Origin of the sequence: 'Nostoc azollae' 0708 (genome assembly GCF_000196515.1) — a bacterium.
Lineage (GTDB): Bacteria > Cyanobacteriota > Cyanobacteriia > Cyanobacteriales > Nostocaceae > Trichormus_B > Trichormus_B azollae.
In genome coordinates, this window is sequence record NC_014248.1 from 944081 (window position 1) to 959005 (window position 14925).

At 40.9% G+C, this 14925-nt stretch carries 20 protein-coding genes and 2 tRNA genes; 7 read left to right on the forward strand and 15 right to left on the reverse strand.

Annotated features, from left to right (window positions below):
* Positions 1-205: 205 nt before the first annotated feature.
* On the reverse strand, positions 206-799 hold the full coding sequence (locus AAZO_RS04310) for a thermonuclease family protein (protein ID WP_013190314.1): 594 nt from the start codon (positions 797-799) through the stop codon (positions 206-208).
* 9 nt (positions 800-808) lie between these two features.
* Entirely contained in the window at positions 809-1177 is a 369-nt protein-coding gene (locus AAZO_RS04315) for a 2Fe-2S iron-sulfur cluster-binding protein (RefSeq protein ID WP_013190315.1), read from the reverse strand.
* A gap of 107 nt (positions 1178-1284) precedes the next feature.
* On the opposite strand from AAZO_RS04315, the gene AAZO_RS04320 reads away from it, so the two are divergent.
* Together AAZO_RS04320 and AAZO_RS04325 are read left to right on the forward strand one after the other, a co-directional pair.
* Positions 1285-1371 (forward strand) — tRNA-Ser (locus AAZO_RS04320).
* Between the two features lie 230 nt (positions 1372-1601).
* Positions 1602-1674, forward strand: a tRNA-Ala gene (locus AAZO_RS04325).
* A 223-nt stretch (positions 1675-1897) separates the two neighbouring features.
* Here AAZO_RS04325 and AAZO_RS04330 read toward each other — a convergent pair.
* Together AAZO_RS04330 and AAZO_RS04335 are read right to left on the reverse strand one after the other, a co-directional pair.
* Positions 1898-2122, reverse strand: a complete 225-nt coding sequence (locus tag AAZO_RS04330; protein WP_013190316.1) for a hypothetical protein — start codon at positions 2120-2122, stop codon at positions 1898-1900.
* Between the two features lie 301 nt (positions 2123-2423).
* Positions 2424-3458 (reverse strand): hypothetical protein, encoded by a 1035-nt coding sequence (locus tag AAZO_RS04335; RefSeq protein WP_013190317.1) that lies wholly within the window; start codon positions 3456-3458, stop codon positions 2424-2426.
* A 47-nt stretch (positions 3459-3505) separates the two neighbouring features.
* On the opposite strand from AAZO_RS04335, the gene AAZO_RS04340 reads away from it, so the two are divergent.
* From AAZO_RS04340 to AAZO_RS04350, 3 genes are all read left to right on the forward strand, one after another.
* Positions 3506-3961, forward strand: a complete 456-nt coding sequence (locus tag AAZO_RS04340) for a hypothetical protein (RefSeq protein WP_144031235.1) — start codon at positions 3506-3508, stop codon at positions 3959-3961.
* Positions 3962-4034: 73 nt separating this feature from the next.
* On the forward strand, positions 4035-4370 hold the full coding sequence (locus AAZO_RS04345; RefSeq protein WP_013190318.1) for a hypothetical protein: 336 nt from the start codon (positions 4035-4037) through the stop codon (positions 4368-4370).
* 59 nt (positions 4371-4429) lie between these two features.
* On the forward strand, positions 4430-5101 hold the full coding sequence (locus AAZO_RS04350; protein ID WP_013190319.1) for a DCL family protein: 672 nt from the start codon (positions 4430-4432) through the stop codon (positions 5099-5101).
* Between the two features lie 55 nt (positions 5102-5156).
* Here AAZO_RS04350 and AAZO_RS04355 read toward each other — a convergent pair whose 3' ends face one another.
* The 8 genes from AAZO_RS04355 to AAZO_RS36845 form a co-directional block, all read right to left on the reverse strand.
* The gene (locus AAZO_RS04355; protein WP_013190320.1) at positions 5157-5807 is read right to left on the reverse strand and encodes a hypothetical protein; all 651 of its coding nucleotides are present in this window, start codon (positions 5805-5807) and stop codon (positions 5157-5159) included.
* Positions 5808-6813: 1006 nt separating this feature from the next.
* Entirely contained in the window at positions 6814-7488 is a 675-nt protein-coding gene (locus tag AAZO_RS36815) for a site-specific integrase (protein WP_228371502.1), read from the reverse strand.
* A 15-nt stretch (positions 7489-7503) separates the two neighbouring features.
* Positions 7504-7791 carry a hypothetical protein gene (locus tag AAZO_RS36820; RefSeq protein WP_338027035.1) on the reverse strand — a complete coding sequence of 96 codons (288 nt, stop codon included), beginning with the start codon at positions 7789-7791 and terminating at the stop codon, positions 7504-7506.
* 1428 nt (positions 7792-9219) lie between these two features.
* On the reverse strand, positions 9220-9543 hold the full coding sequence (locus AAZO_RS36825; protein WP_081462691.1) for a hypothetical protein: 324 nt from the start codon (positions 9541-9543) through the stop codon (positions 9220-9222).
* 137 nt (positions 9544-9680) lie between these two features.
* On the reverse strand, positions 9681-10052 hold the full coding sequence (gene cas12k, locus AAZO_RS36830) for a type V CRISPR-associated protein Cas12k (protein WP_081462692.1): 372 nt from the start codon (positions 10050-10052) through the stop codon (positions 9681-9683).
* A gap of 93 nt (positions 10053-10145) precedes the next feature.
* Positions 10146-10469, reverse strand: a complete 324-nt coding sequence (locus tag AAZO_RS36835; protein WP_081462693.1) for a hypothetical protein — start codon at positions 10467-10469, stop codon at positions 10146-10148.
* A gap of 54 nt (positions 10470-10523) precedes the next feature.
* Positions 10524-10670 (reverse strand): hypothetical protein, encoded by a 147-nt coding sequence (locus AAZO_RS36840; protein WP_187289593.1) that lies wholly within the window; start codon positions 10668-10670, stop codon positions 10524-10526.
* A gap of 72 nt (positions 10671-10742) precedes the next feature.
* Positions 10743-10916 carry a hypothetical protein gene (locus AAZO_RS36845; protein WP_187289594.1) on the reverse strand — a complete coding sequence of 58 codons (174 nt, stop codon included), beginning with the start codon at positions 10914-10916 and terminating at the stop codon, positions 10743-10745.
* Between the two features lie 37 nt (positions 10917-10953).
* Between AAZO_RS36845 and AAZO_RS04375 the strand changes: the two genes are divergently transcribed.
* Complete coding sequence (locus AAZO_RS04375) at positions 10954-11379, forward strand: MerR family transcriptional regulator (protein WP_013190323.1); 426 nt, start codon at positions 10954-10956, stop codon at positions 11377-11379.
* Positions 11380-12008: 629 nt separating this feature from the next.
* On the opposite strand, the gene AAZO_RS43335 is transcribed toward AAZO_RS04375, so the two are convergent.
* The 3 genes from AAZO_RS43335 to coaD form a co-directional block, all read right to left on the reverse strand.
* Positions 12009-12230 (reverse strand): helix-turn-helix domain-containing protein, encoded by a 222-nt coding sequence (locus AAZO_RS43335; RefSeq protein WP_420807057.1) that lies wholly within the window; start codon positions 12228-12230, stop codon positions 12009-12011.
* Between the two features lie 402 nt (positions 12231-12632).
* The gene (locus AAZO_RS04380) at positions 12633-13301 is read right to left on the reverse strand and encodes an ATP synthase subunit B family protein (protein ID WP_049790546.1); all 669 of its coding nucleotides are present in this window, start codon (positions 13299-13301) and stop codon (positions 12633-12635) included.
* Positions 13211-13762 carry a pantetheine-phosphate adenylyltransferase gene (gene coaD / locus AAZO_RS04385; protein ID WP_013190325.1) on the reverse strand — a complete coding sequence of 184 codons (552 nt, stop codon included), beginning with the start codon at positions 13760-13762 and terminating at the stop codon, positions 13211-13213. The genes AAZO_RS04380 and coaD overlap by 91 nt, the downstream gene beginning before the upstream one ends.
* Positions 13763-13993: 231 nt before the next feature.
* On the opposite strand from coaD, the gene lgt reads away from it, so the two are divergent.
* Positions 13994-14875 (forward strand): prolipoprotein diacylglyceryl transferase, encoded by an 882-nt coding sequence (lgt, locus tag AAZO_RS04390; RefSeq protein WP_013190326.1) that lies wholly within the window; start codon positions 13994-13996, stop codon positions 14873-14875.
* Positions 14876-14925: the final 50 nt, after the last annotated feature.

Here is a 14925-nt window from a genome sequence, read left to right on the forward strand (position 1 = left end):
TCATTAGTCATTAGTCATTAGTCATTAGTCATTAGTCATTAGTCATTAGTCATTAGTCATTAGTCATTAGTCATTAGTCATTAGTCATTAGTCATTAGTCATTAGTCATTAGTCATTAGTCATTAGTCATTAGTCATTAGTCATTAGGAAAATTACTTCCCCATCTCCCTCATCTCCATCATCTCTCCCAATATCTACTCCCCAATCACCTATACATACGACGAAACTCACCAGGAGTCAAACGCATGGGTTTTTCTGGATTCCAGATGCCTTTACCCATGAGTCTAGCCCATTGTTGGGCATTTTCTAGGCGATTATCGTATTTGTGGTTAGGCGATCGCGCTACAAATAGAGCATACCCTTGTTTGAGGACTTGTTCATTCAAAAATACCTGATCTTTCCACGCATAAGCCAATGTGCGCCCAAATTTGTCTTTAGCTTCTAGGTCAAATTCTAATTTGATAGATTTTTGGGGGCTATCAATCAATTTTTCTAACATTTCTTTAGCATCATCACCCCAAGGTAACTGACGCGAATCTGGTGCATCCACACCAATTAAACGCACTTGGGAAATCCAATTTGGTTGTTCTGCCATCCCTACCACTTCTAAGGTTTGTCCACTGACAACCCGCGCTATTTTCACTTCAGTGAGAATATTTGTTGATTGATTTTTGGCTTGACAACTCACCAATAACAACAAACAGCATAATATTGCTATTTTTCGCCCCAAGACGCTTACGGACACTTGTATAATAGCAATATTATTTTGTAAGCATCTGCACCCTGCCACAATATTCATTTTTTGCCTCTAATCTTCATCTAAGGGTAAACCCGCTTTGACTTTGCCCTTACCAAAAAAGCGCCCAAACTGGAGTTCATAAACTTCATCTTCGTCTTGTGTCTCTACTTCCAAGTCAGAACGAGCATAACTCACACATAACAAGGCGTAACCCTGACGGCGCAACTCTGGCGATAGTCCAATGGCTTCTGGTTGGTAAATTTCTCCTGACAGGACCCTGACAGCGCAAGTGGTACAAGCCCCATTACGGCAGGAGAATGGCAGATCCACACCATTATGTTCGGCTGTATGCAGGATATAGCGGTCTTCTGGAACTTGTAAGGTGTATGATACACCAGTAGCGCGATCGCGAACTCTGATTGTGTGAGTCTGAACCATCTTAATTTTTGCTTGAGAATGTAGAATTTTAAATTCATTGTAGAAATATCTTGTTTAACATTTGCATTTTTTGCAGTTTCGTTTTATTATTGAAATTCATGGCACCTGGAGAGGTGGCCGAGTGGTTGAAGGCGCAGACCTGGAAAGTCTGTTATGCAGAAATGTATACGAGGGTTCGAATCCCTCCCTCTCCGTTTAAAACTAAAAATAAAGGCTTTGCCGAATCACAAAGATCTTTGCGGCAAATTTAGCAATCGCTCTCATCACCGCAAATACCAGCGAAGGTCAGATAAAGTACCACCAATTCATATTTGTTTGTGTTTTGCAACGCCTAAAATGTTAATATACTATGATATGATATCGCTTAAGGTGATAATAATATATTATTATATCGGTGTCGGGGTTTGTCGCTCCAGACTCGCACGGGGAATTAGCTCAGTTGGTAGAGTGCTGCGATCGCACCGCAGAGGTCAGGGGTTCAAATCTCCTATTCTCCATAAGGCTTCGCCTTTTAGGCTCTAAAAACCTGTCCTAACTGTCCTAATGCTGTCCTAAGCTTAAGACACTTTAGGACACTTTGCTAGAGGATATTACCAACATTTAACGTAGCTACGATCGCCACAGGTTATTAGCTGGTTACAAACCAAAAGACCCAAGATTTATCTCAGGTCTTTAAATAGTTGGTATTAGGTCAGCCTAAAGTTATGGCTAATATAATCACTAATCAGGGTCAATGGCTTGCCATAAAAAAGTACGAGTAGACTCAGGCGACTCTACATAATCTACCTCATAGGTTTCACCAGAGGCTGTTGTAACCTCAAACACCTCAGCTTCCATATAATCATCATCATCTAATGCCCGGACTTCTACCACATCATTTTCCAGTATTTGGATAGCCGAGCCATCAGTAGGTGTTAAATCTAACTTATAATCTGTAGTGGTCATGCTTTTAACCTTCCTGGTTATTACTATATTTTGACCTATATTGATTAGCCTTGTCTACCTTGGCTAAACCTTGCATGAAGATGGTTTGAGCCTCTTGAGGTGACAACTCACCTCTACTTATTCGCCTGTTGAGTTCCCCTAGTAGTACATAGGATTCTCTACGGTATATTTCTAAGCATGACCCTGGTCTAAATACGTTAGAGTGCGAGTCTCTACCTGAGTCACCATACTGAGGTAATCTATATGATCTTAGTTTGAAGTCTGAGGCATCTACATCAATCCCTTTAGGGTGATTGGCATACTACATCGGTTTGTTAGAGATATCATGTAAACCCCCAGGTAGTACCACAAATGCCCGTTGATCTTTATCGGCTGGGGTTAATACCCAATCTTCTACAAGCTTGCCGGATTTAGTCTTCTTAGACTCCCTGCTTAGGATCGCTTTAGTTCGTGCCTTAGCCTCATCTAAGCTTATCTTGCCGGACTCATAATCTTTAACAATGTTCTCTAAGGGTATCCTAGCCCACTGGTGAATATGGTGTTGTTGCATCTTGCCATAGCCGTTTTTTAGTAGGCTTTTATCTACCTTGCCGTGAAACGTAGGCAACCAATCAGGCACAGTAGTATCCTTAGCGTCTACCCTAGTCATATACTTAGCTAACCCATCGGCTAACTGTGTAGGGGTCATACTAGCCAATCTAGTGTTAAGTGATGGCATCCCATAAATACGATCACCAAGATACTCGTGCATCTTAGTCTGACGGTTGAGTACAACACGTTGCCCGTTAACCTCTACCGCGTACTCAAAGTTTTTAACTGTCCTAGTGTTAAAGCCCCCTTGAGCCTTACCAAGTTCTGGCTTGCCTTCCCACATGACCAACTTATTACCCTTGATGGTTAAGTGATCTGGGTTAGCAGACAGGCGATCGCTAGGGGTAGATCGTTTAGCTTTCTTTGGCTTATCTGGCTTACCTTGTAGAGCCTGAGTAGTTACGGGTTTAGTAACTTGGGGTTGTTCCTGGTTAACCTCTAAAGCCTTCTTTTGCTTCCCTGCAATAACCTCCTGTAGCCTTTTCCTTTGTTCTGGGTTGAGTGAGGCTAGAAGCTGTAACCGTCTACGTTGTTCAGGGGTCAGCGATCGGTATATCTCAAGTCTCGCTTGCTGTTTCTGAGTTAACCCTCTAACATCTGTTTTGGCTACTCCTCCAGTCTTGCTAGAACGCCTACCAGTTACACTAGGCTCATCCGGTTTATCTGCGAAACGCCCTCTTTGACCTCTAGGATATTTCAATGGGTCAAACTTGGTTATTCTGCCATTTTTAATAATCCGAGCCATCAATAGTCCCTGTTTTATAGGGATTTGGTCAACTTTGAGTTGACAAAGTGAGGTTAAAGTCGAGGCATTTAGGGATGGCTAAACTTAAACAAGCGGGTATTCGGTTTGATTTAGAAACTTACCAGTGGTTAGAGGCTGAGGCTGAGAAAACCAGGACACCGATTAGCGCATTAGTTAGGGAAGCAGGGGATTATCTACTGGTAAACCAATCAGAAGCTTTACATATCAAACAGGTATACCAAGGTGTGTGTGCTACTGAAGAGAAGCCATTAGTATTAACTAGGGATGCTTTAGTAGATAGGCTATTCCCTGAACATATATCACTGTCTACCCCCGCTAAGAATGATGAGGGTAGAGACAATCTTAAGAGAGCCTTATCAGACACCTTAGCTAATATCAAGCCTACTAAAGCATCCCAATCGACTGCTAAGAGAGATCCAGACGAGCTAAAATGGCAACCTACAGACGAGACTAGGGAAATGTGGGAAGTAGTTCAATCTTAGTCAGTGGTGTAGGCTGGTCATAGGTACAGTAAGACCCATAACGGGTACTATAGCTAACAAAAGTAAACAGATCATGATCCGGCTAGACATGGACACCTACGATGAGCTTGAGGCGATCGCTGAGAGTCGAGGTGTCCAGATAGCGCCTATGGCTCGTGAAGTTCTGAAGGACTGGGTAGCGGGTAGAGTTAATGAGGTAGCCGAGCTAAGACGGCTAATAGAGCAACTATCCGTCAAAGTTGACCAGCTACAAAGACAAGTAGATGCCCATTCGGGTGCGTTAGATTATCAGGCTCAGGCTATTTTCTATAGTACTCAGAGCATCACTAAGAAGAATACTTACATAAGATGCAGTATTATCTGGCACATCACTCTATTATTTCCAACCTCTAGTCGTAGTCTTGATTGACCAAGTATGCTAACCCGTTATAGCTACCTGGGTAATCTAACGGTTATGGAGTTAACCTGATGATTATGGTAGCAAAACCCTCAGAACTTGGCGGTATTTACTTTAAAACCCTAACAGAACGTGATGAATATATTAGATCAATACTTGAGAAGGGTGAAAGAGTTTTAGAAGGGCAAGAGTTAGCCGTAGCATTTGATTTATTACTATTACACCCTGATGCTGATAATAAAATAGGTGCAGGGGTAAAGCAGATTGAAGTTAGACCGTCAGGTCAGCGTACAGACTATAACTGTCTTTGGGTTGTTAGAGAAAACAACCCAGAAGATGATGATTTTAGTTATGAAAAATGCAAATCTGATATGACTAGATTAATAGAAAAACGGAGGGAATCTGCTTACAGGGAAGCGGTTCAACAGCAGATTACCGATTATCGGTTTGTGCATAGAAAGTCTAGTCAGAGTTGCGATCATCCAGGTTGCACTTCTAATAAAGATATACAGGTTGATCATCAACACCCATCATTTAAAGAACTTGTGAGTTCTTTTGAGCAAGAACAAGATGACATACCTACAGAGTTTGAGGAAGCTGTAGGAACAATATACACTAAAAGATTTCGAGAATCTGATAGTGCGTATGGGGAAGCTTGGCAGAAATATCATCAACCACACGCAGTATTAAGATTACTTTGTAAGGAGCATAATCTAACTAGGAAGCGTAAAGAGAAATCTTGATGAGTCTTTATGGGCGCTGGGAAGGTTTAAACCCTCCCAAATACCATCTAGCATCCTACAGATAGCTAGGATTATTGATGTGGCTGTCCCAAGCTTCGATAGCTTTTTGGTGTAGCTGTTCGTTTCTTGCTTGTCTTCTGGCTGTTTCTTGCCTACAATACTCTTCGTATTCCTCATGTGACATTGCCCCTAATGTAGCGTCTAGCTTGGCTTTGGCTGACGTGTACAAACCTGGGTTAGCTCTATGCTGTTCTATCGCCACTTGGCAAGCGATCGCATCTTGTATGCGTTCAAAGTTTAACCGTGTACGTTCTTCGTGGGCATCTTCCACGACCTTAACCTCGAAAGCATTACAAGCTCGACGGTGAAGCATCTCAATGAAGCCAGCACCTAACAGGGTGATCGCTTCCTTATCTCCTCTTTGAGCCTTCCAGGTAATGTAAGCATTAGCCTCTAAGTCAGTTATTGCAGAGACTCTAGTTCTCTCAACCTTGTACGTGTCACTTGTACGTGTATAACCCTCACCCATTAAAGTTTTAGCCGCTTTGGAGTCAAATAAGTAGAAAGCGTCTGTTTTCCCTTTACCTATCAAAGACGCAACTGATGTAATACTGTACGGAAACTCACCGTTAGGTATTTGAAATACTTCTACTTCTTTACCAGCTACTTGAATAACCTGCCTCTTAGCCTTGTATGCTTCAGTCATATTAACCTCTGGTGATTTATAAAGCGTGAGTTTGAACCAGTCAAAGGCTTACTATATAATGGTTTCGGTCTTGTATGCGTCGATTTATTGAACCCGTCAAACCCCTAAGACTGCATTACTATTCTTGATAGTCTCCTCTAGTTGTAGCTTTAGTGCTAGTAGATCATGCCTCAGCACTACTACGGGATTCATTTGACCAGTAACGGTTAACCTACCCTCTGCTATGTTTCTCATGAGTAGGCTAACGTTAGAACTTCCGAGTAAGTCCTGAGCGATCGCCTCTAGTGCTTTCTTATGCTCAGGGCTGCGTTATTGCTGTTAGTAGATATAGCGGATATAAACTACGTTTTTAGTTCTATTATTTGGGTTCAGTCGTCTCCACTCACGGCGAGAATCTTTAAGACAAAAGATATCAATCTGATTTACAGTACCGTCCCAAGGGATGCCAGCCAAGTTCATGGCTTTAACTATTTTCTTCAGATAGAAATCTTGAACGGGGATATCAAGGCGGTTTGTAGCCGCTAATTTTACGCCTGAATCAACTGTGGTATTATTAAGACATGATGAAGTTTGCTTTGGTTTTCACGTTACTAAGGGATTCCTAGCGCTTTACTGATTGGTACTCAGAGAGCGCTTATTATTTACGGTATCTCGGTAAGTCTTAAGACTTATCCGAAATCTCAGAGTGTTACTCTGCGGGTAGTATTTTTGTCTTTATGTAGGTATTGAGGGATACCTGCTGACCAACTGACTGGCTGTAATCCAACTGGGCTTTAAGTAGCCGTTGGTACTCCTCATCTGTTAGCCTTACCGTGATATTTTTCATTTAGCCTTTTAAGTCGATACATTCATTATAGTCAATGCAGTCATTGACTATAATTGTGATATTAGGTTATTTAGTATGTAACTTAAAGAACGCACAAGCTTTGTGTATTTTCTTGATATACCCTACAAACAAACACTCTTGGATTTTCCAAGAGTGTTACGGATATTCGATGGTTGTATTTTAGCCTATGGGTATGGCAGGTAAGGTGGGTCTATTAACCATGTGACCGTAGTGTTTAGTTACCATTGATGTGTCAGTATGCCCTAACAAGTAAGCTACACCAGTCATAGGTACACCTTGCTCTATGGCATGACTAGCCATTGTGTGTCTAGTGGTGTAAGGCTTCCTATATGGTATGCTCTGAGCTTTAAGCACCTTAGCCCATTGCCTACACCTAAAGTTATCAGCATCTATAACACAGCCTTGAGGGGTAGTGAAAACTAGGCTATCGGGGTTAACCTTGGCTGGTCTAAGAAATAATAAGAGTGCCTGTAACTCTAAGGACATTGGTAAATACCTGATATTACCTGTTTTAGTTTCCTTCCTAACTCTGCGGTAGCCATTACCCGTTAGGTCTTTAGGTAAGCTTTCCTTGATTACTATTTCTGACCTTTGGAAGTCTACATGACCCCACAGTAACCCGATCGCCTCAGATGTCCTAACACCAGTAGCCATTAAGAATCTCACAAAGGGGCTATAGTGCGGGGCTACTTCATCAAAGCCAGCTAGTATTGCTCTTATTTCTTCCTGGGTAAATGGCTTGATTTCCTTGGGATTGTCTTTCTTGGGTTTCAGACCCTCATAGGGGTTAACCTCTAGCCAGCCCTTACCCACTGCCCATTTACCACAAGCCATAATCAGGCTAAAGCGTTATTTGTAGGTTCTAGGTGAAATATTGGAGTGAGTTAACCAGTTAGTATTGCTTAATCCTGGGTTAGCTTTGGCTATCATCCGTCTAAACCATTTGTGATGATTGGCTTGAGTAGCTGGCGGAAGGTCTAGGTAGTCTACCCAAGCATCCCAGAGTTCTAGTAAGGTCTTAGGCTGTGCCTTAGTGGCTGCTTTGGGTTCTAACCTGTAGCGATTTAAGGTAGGGTCAAAGTGTCCAGCTAAGATATCATTCTGTATCTGTGTAGCGATCGCCTTAGCTGTTGCCATGTCCCTTTTATCATCATAGTGACCGCCTGGGACTGGGTTAAAACTGTATCTCTTACCGCCAAAACTAAACTTAAGCTGAATAGAGCCATTATTGTTAACTGGCTTGATTTCTCTCATTTGTCCTAGTGATGTCCTAAAGGCATCATTAAGACAGCCAGGAAACCTTTAAATATAAGGGTTTAGCAGTTGGTAGAGTGCTGCGATCACACCGCAGAGGTCAGGGGTTCAAATCTCCTATTCTCCATTGAAAATGTCGAGTGCCAAATTAATTATTTGACCGCATTGAAAAATTAATGTCCGTATTGCCAAAATGCTGCCTGCGTTGCCAAATTAATTGTCACTTTGACTTATTTTTTTCTTTCAACTAGTGTTGACAGATTAATTGTCCTTAAATTTCTGCTCAACGTAGTATACACATCTGATACTGTGTCCGATCACAGAACTCCTTTCAACCCACCTTAATTTTAAAACACAATTTTAATTCATTAGGCTTTGAAACACAATGGAAAAATATTATGCCAGCTTTCAACACGCCCCACTCCGGGAGGGGTGTTGAAACTACGCCCGACTAAACCCTTATGCAGAGACACTTCTAAAAGCAATTTTGGCGAATGTCGTAAATTTGCTCTCAATTTCCCTTTTAAGGGAGGATTATCAAAGCATCTCAACATCTAAAATACAGACTAGACAAAGGATTTAGACTTTTGGCAAACCCCCAGAGAAATAGACCTCACTTAATGGTTTGCCAAAAATAAATAATTAAGGTGGATTCCTCCTTACTGGGAGGTGATTCGGTAGCCACCACTGCGCTAAACCCGCACATCTATTACTGGGGACGCACCTGATTCCTGTTCCCAGTAAACAGGAATCAGGTGGGCAGCTACCAGGGTCAGAAAGCACGACTGTCTCACAACAGTCAACCTAACCTGCATTTATCACAGGACAGAGGTTTATAACAAATAATGAACTGCGGCGCTATTGTTAATTCCTATTCTATTATCAAGGTTCGGTGTTTTTTCAATCAGGCTTTTCGGGATTGATAGGCGTTTATCGCTAATTCTTTGGCTTTCTCCTGTGGACTCGCTCGAGTTGGTTGTTTTCCCTCCTCTATAGGGATTCCTGCTTTATTTGCCTGACTTTGAATATTGGCAATTAATCTACCGTAGCTCCATTGATCAACACTACTAGACCTCTTGCAGAATTAATTTTATGCTATAATAGTGATTTGTCTTTGTTCTAGCCAAAAGTTAGAGTTACAGGGTTATATTTAAATTAGCGATCGTAAAGAACACCAAAAATACATAAAATCTAAAACCCTCTATCATACCACAGAAACAATTTTGCAATAGGTCTACTATTTCCATCTTGCTTGGCATACTTTTGTTGAACTTCAATTATATCTGATTTTTGTTCGGCTTTGGGTTAAATTTAAGCCTGAATTTGCTCTCGCATATCGCCTAATTTTGGTAGAACAATGCTGCCAGCTTTGTATGTTTGGGCGATCGCAATAATTTCTTTTGCTAGTAATTTACCTATAGATTCCCCTAACTCTGAATCTCCAAAGTCATTTGGTACAGCCATTCTTTGAGCTATATGGCGTTGGTGGGATAACAGGTATTTTTCTTGTTCCTGTCTGTTGAGTAATTTGTAATTTTCACCAAGTAGTTGTTTGATATTGTGATATGTCAAAACATTGCCCGTAGTACCATCTACAACTGCAATTGTGGCAGGGTTTTGTAAACCCAAACTCATACTAACTAGAATATGAGATTGTCATTTATTTATACAAAGGTTGATTAGGACGAGGAAAGGGACTATTGATTCTAGCTGGAGAGGAGTTTTTACGTTTGAGATGAGCTTGTTGTTTATCATTTAACTCACCTTTAGCTTTAGTCTGGGTGATAATTTTGGCGATTTATTCTCATTTCTCTTCCCTCACTAAATTTGTTCCTTCCTGTGTCTATATACGAGTATCTAAGGATTACATGATGAACATTCCAGGGTTCTCCGTTACCTTCTCCTTCTTGCCAAGCTATACGACCAGTTCCTAAGGTAAATAAGGCACTAGAATGTTGATTTTTACTACTTCTCTTGGTTTCTTGGTCTTCTAGGAAGCGTTGAAACCAGTGGAGTTGTCGAAAATCACAATAAATTTGAAATGTATGCTCACTTAAACCATTAAATTTTACACAGATGCGCCCGAATTGATTTTTCAGCCAAGTCATATCTTCATTGGTTTCGTAAGCTACTGGAAAAGGCACTTGACTGGATTTTCTTAAAAGATAGTTTTGCCATAATTTCGCCTCGGGTTCATTTTATGGAACAGTCTGAGTACCAGTAATCAGGGTTTCTATCTATTGAGTATCGGTTAAATCCCGTCCTTTGGGTATTCTAGCTGCTAGTTTTTCTGTGAGGCGTTGAATTTGGATTTCTAATTTACGGCGACGTTGACCAAATTTTTCAGGTTTTCCTTGTTTGTCGTTAATTTTACAGCTAGTTTTAAGTAAATAACTAATAGCACAACGAGTTATATGATCTTCTGTATTGTTGTAGGTATCAAATAAGTATTTTGATAAATTTATTTCGCTATGTAGGTTTTGAGATTTTTTCCCCTTTTTAGACTTTCTACCTTTAGTGGGTGTATCTCCGTTAGTTTCTTGTGGTGCAAATTGAGCCAAGATTTCAGCATATTTAGCACGAAGAGCATCTAAAGAAACTCCACTTTGTTCTACTCATTCAGCATCACTATTGAGCATTTCTAACCAGCGCAATTTACCATCCAATTGGGATTGATAACGCTTTATCAGGGTAACCCAGGATTTATAAATATAGTTCACTGATGCTGTGGTGCTGGTGTAAAACCTTGCAGGTTGTCCCATGAAGCGCGGATCACTTTTCCAACGTTCGCACAGTTCTTTAACAATACCTGTGGGATGTTTACCTTTTTGTCGCTATGTTTCAATTTCTGGATGTTTACCAATTTGCATCAGTAACTCGTTAATTAATGGTGTGTTTTTCTCTGCCATCAACTGCCATAGCTGTTGACGGGTAGATTCACTGGCTAGTAGACGACACTGAACGGTAATTTGTCTTATACTCAGTAGATATATATATAATAGTACCATATATGTATGGTAGCCGCTTTCTGTAAAATAGTTTTTTATGCAAGAAACTTTTTTCACAAGTAAGGAAGCGGCTCAATTGACAGGTTGTACCCTTCGCCAGATTCAGTATTGGCGAGAGAAGGGGATTGTTGTACCTGTAATTAGTGATACGGGAACGGGAGGCAGTATTTATTACTCCAGGTCTAATTTGGTGGAGTTGGCAGCTATGGTATATTGGCTGTCTACGGGGATTAGCTTTGATATTGCCTGTGAAACTCTGAAACAACTGAAGGAACAAGAACCGGAGTTTTTTATTTCCGGTAAGGGGAAGCGGTTTATGTTGTTGTTATCACAGGATGATTCACTTTCTTTGGTAGAATTTGATAGGAAAAGAGTGATCGCATCTCTAGATGAAGGTAAGCCTGTGATTCCCTTGTGGTTAGATGTTATTTATCAGCAGTTAGCAAAGAAGTTGCCAAGGTAGCGATGCCTACGGCGAGCGGAGCGATCACATTTTGGGATGAAGGTAAACCTGTGATTCCCGTGTGGCTGGATGTTATTTATCAGCAGTTGTACCAGAAGTTAGGCTGACTATTGGATGCTGGAATGAATCGAAGAAATGTGTCTCATCAAGGCAACCAGCAACAATTAAATCTCCAGTTGGAATGAATTGAATTAGGAATTGGGGATAGATGACGATCAGCTGTCAGTTATGTAAAGTAGACAGGTCCGGAAATTTACAAAGGAGTCTGTGTCTGGCTGTCCATAGTGTTAAGATTACGAAAGAGCCAAGGAAAGAATCAGGGTTGGGAATAGTAACTGATAGTTCCTATCCATGGAGATGTTGATGACTAATTCATAACTGATCTCATATCCATAACATTTATGAAATGGGCAAAACTCATGAACCAGTTCCTAATGTGACTAAACCACAAATAGTAAGAATTACTTGTGACTAAATTGGGGAATTCAGGGGAAATCTTTGTTGAGGTACCCGGAATATTTTTACAAGTCTAATGACCTGTTCAACAAAAATACCCTTGGTGGAAAACTCTTTGTTTCCTGCCTTTTTTTCTGAGTCGCCATGGCATAATCACTATCATGTTTTTCTACCTATTCAAGGAGACTAGGAGGGAAAACATTTCGTAATATCTCTAGCCAGTAATGAAATGTGTCCTTTGCTTCCGTTTTCCATATACCGAAGTGCAAACCTAAAACCTCAAATGTTGGCATTTGCCTCCAATAGAACAAGCATAGACATAACTCTTCTTTTATCTCTAGTTTCCCTTTCCCCCCTGCTCCTTTCTGATTTATACCTATGTTTTTACTTTCTATGTCACATTGAAGTTCTCTATGCTACATTTCACCTTGGGCTAACAAGTCTTGAAACTGATAGTTAATTATTCCCAGTATTTGTTTTCTACGATGTGGATATTCTTGAATATAGTTAATTTATAGTTAATTTAGTGGATTTTTCCTTTTGGTACACCCTCAAAATTCCCTTCTACCATTTTTCTGACACCAAGTTAATTTTCCTGACAGTTCTAATCGGTATTAAGTTTTGAATTTCAAATTTTAGATTTTAGATGTTTAGTTTTCCAGTCATCATGCACGGATAACATCAATGGGGGGCATTCTTACGGGTTCATTTTAAATTTTGTTCGCAGCCTGCTGGAACCACTATTTTGTTAGCGTAGCTCTTCTGAAAGAAGGATTTTGAATTTTGAATTGATATTATCATCTCTTTTTGGCATTAGGTGAATTCTTTTGTTTTGGTATATCTCCCCGCAGTTGTAAACGTCCATTGGTAATAATTCGTAACATTTCCTGAAGATCCTGTTCGATATTTTCCAGGACATTATCAGCATATTGATCAGCACCATCTTCAATTTCTTGAGCTTGTGCGATCGCACTTTGGCGCATTTCCTCCAATTCTTGCATACAAGCACGTCGTTTTTGCTCAATTTCTGCCAGAGTATCCTGCATCATCGCATCACACTCTTGCTGCACCTTGCGGCGTATTTGTTCTGCTTCCCGTTCAGTCTGTCTGATAATATCGCTATCAGCCAAAATTTGTGCTCTTTTAGCTTGTGCTGCTTCCACAACCTGCTGCCCATATTCCTCAGCTTCCAGCATGATTAGCTCCTTTTGTTGGAGGAGTTCTGCTGCATTCTGAAACACCGATGGTAAAGAAAGACGAACAAAATCAAGCTGTTCTAGCAGCTTTTCTTCATCTATCAGCGTTCGTCCAGTCAGGGGAATTCGTAAACTAGAAAGAACCATATCCTCTAGTTGGTTGAGTTCTTGCTGAATATCTACACCTCCTTGTCCGTTGGGAAACTCTTGAGGTGGGGGATTGTGTCCGTTGTGCTTGGATTCAGGGCTGGGGATTTTTGGTTGTAGCATTTGTATATATCTATGGCAATATGTGGAGGAACAAGATGATTGACAGAGCCACCAAACTTTGCAATCTCTTTTACCACACTACTACTTAAAAAACTATACTCATTCGAGGTCGCCAGAAAAACTGTCTCGATTTGAGTAGAAAGTGTTTTATTAGTGTGAGCCATTTGTAACTCGATTTCAAAGTCGGAAACTGCTCTTAAACCACGCAATAAAACTTGCGCTTGTCGCATTTGGGCATAATTAACAGTTAAACCATCAAAACTATCTGCTTCCACATTAGGTAAATGTTTTGTAGCTAGACGAATTTGCTCTAACCGTTGTTGCACTGTAAACAGTGGCTTTTTGTTAGGATTTCGCAGTACAGCCACTACCACACCATCAAACAGCCGACTACCACGTTGAATGATATCAAGATGACCCAATGTGATCGGGTCAAAGCTCCCAGGATAAATAGCAATCATTTACATACGTCAAACTGCTTTAGGTAATTATAACGACACAAACGGGCAGGGGTGATGGGGAGAATAATGTATTCCATATTCGTCTTCCTCCTGAACTCCTATTGAATTTTGAATTTTGAATTCCACCCAGCTTATGATTTGTACGGTGGGTAGGACCTACCATTTTAATTAACCCGTAATTAACAGCGCAGACTGCGTGGGTAGTCAATCAAATCTTTTAGGTAATTTTGCATGGCACTGGATTTTTCGGCTTTGCCCTTGGGGTTTCAATTTACTTCTCCAGGCCCGATTTTGGTAAAAATCGGGCCAATAATTATCCGCTGGTATGGCTTGTTAATTGCCTCAGCCGTGTTAATTGGCGTTACCATTTCCCAGTACCTGGCAAAGCGTCGTCACGTTAATCCTGAATTAATCAGCGATTTGTCAATTTGGCTGGTAATTGGCGCTATTCCCGCAGCTAGGCTATATTACGTTTTATTTCAGTGGTCAGAATACTCCCAGCATCCAGACAGGATCATTGCTATTTGGCAAGGAGGTATCGCTATTCATGGTGCAATTATTGGTGGTGTAATAGCGGCATTAATCTTTGCTAAACTCAAAAAGATATCTTTTTGGCAATTAGCAGATTTGGTAGCTCCTTCGCTGATTTTAGGGCAAGCGATCGGACGTTGGGGAAATTTCTTTAATTCTGAAGCTTTCGGTGGGCCTGCAAGTTTACCCTGGAAGTTATATATTCCCCCAGAACGTCGTCCTCCTAATTTGGTTAATTTTGAATATTTCCATCCCACCTTTCTATATGAGTCTCTGTGGAATTTAATGGTGTTTGCCTTGCTGCTAACTTTATTTTTTCGCGCTCTATCTGGCAAGCCAAGGCTCAAGGTAGGGACATTATTTCTTGTGTACTGGGTAGCCTACAGCTTGGGACGATTTTGGATTGAAGGCTTACGCACAGACAGTTTAATGCTCGGTCCACTCAGAATGGCGCAAATAGTCAGTTTAACGGGAATTACTTTAGGATTGGCTGGTTTAACCTGGCTTTATTTTCTCAAACGTCCTTTACCTGATGTGGTTTCCCCGTCTAAAGGTGATGGGATGATGCGGACTGGGGACTAGGGATTGGGAAAGATGAGGGAGATGGGGATTGGGAAGTAATTTTCCTAATG

Coding starts and splice junctions, on each gene's coding strand:
- AAZO_RS04310 (WP_013190314.1), bottom strand. CDS start 799: ATGAATATTGTGGCAGGGTGCAGATGCTTACAAAATAATATTGCTATT.
- AAZO_RS04315 (WP_013190315.1), bottom strand. CDS start 1,177: ATGGTTCAGACTCACACAATCAGAGTTCGCGATCGCGCTACTGGTGTA.
- AAZO_RS04330 (WP_013190316.1), bottom strand. CDS start 2,122: ATGACCACTACAGATTATAAGTTAGATTTAACACCTACTGATGGCTCG.
- AAZO_RS04335 (WP_013190317.1), bottom strand. CDS start 3,458: ATGGCTCGGATTATTAAAAATGGCAGAATAACCAAGTTTGACCCATTG.
- AAZO_RS04345 (WP_013190318.1), top strand. CDS start 4,035: ATGATCCGGCTAGACATGGACACCTACGATGAGCTTGAGGCGATCGCT.
- AAZO_RS04350 (WP_013190319.1), top strand. CDS start 4,430: ATGATTATGGTAGCAAAACCCTCAGAACTTGGCGGTATTTACTTTAAA.
- AAZO_RS04355 (WP_013190320.1), bottom strand. CDS start 5,807: ATGACTGAAGCATACAAGGCTAAGAGGCAGGTTATTCAAGTAGCTGGT.
- AAZO_RS36815 (WP_228371502.1), bottom strand. CDS start 7,488: ATGGCTTGTGGTAAATGGGCAGTGGGTAAGGGCTGGCTAGAGGTTAAC.
- AAZO_RS36820 (WP_338027035.1), bottom strand. CDS start 7,791: ATGGCAACAGCTAAGGCGATCGCTACACAGATACAGAATGATATCTTA.
- AAZO_RS36825 (WP_081462691.1), bottom strand. CDS start 9,543: ATGAGTTTGGGTTTACAAAACCCTGCCACAATTGCAGTTGTAGATGGT.
- AAZO_RS36840 (WP_187289593.1), bottom strand. CDS start 10,670: ATGGGACAACCTGCAAGGTTTTACACCAGCACCACAGCATCAGTGAAC.
- AAZO_RS36845 (WP_187289594.1), bottom strand. CDS start 10,916: ATGGTACTATTATATATATATCTACTGAGTATAAGACAAATTACCGTT.
- AAZO_RS04375 (WP_013190323.1), top strand. CDS start 10,954: ATGCAAGAAACTTTTTTCACAAGTAAGGAAGCGGCTCAATTGACAGGT.
- AAZO_RS04380 (WP_049790546.1), bottom strand. CDS start 13,301: ATGCTACAACCAAAAATCCCCAGCCCTGAATCCAAGCACAACGGACAC.
- coaD (WP_013190325.1), bottom strand. CDS start 13,762: ATGATTGCTATTTATCCTGGGAGCTTTGACCCGATCACATTGGGTCAT.
- lgt (WP_013190326.1), top strand. CDS start 13,994: ATGGCACTGGATTTTTCGGCTTTGCCCTTGGGGTTTCAATTTACTTCT.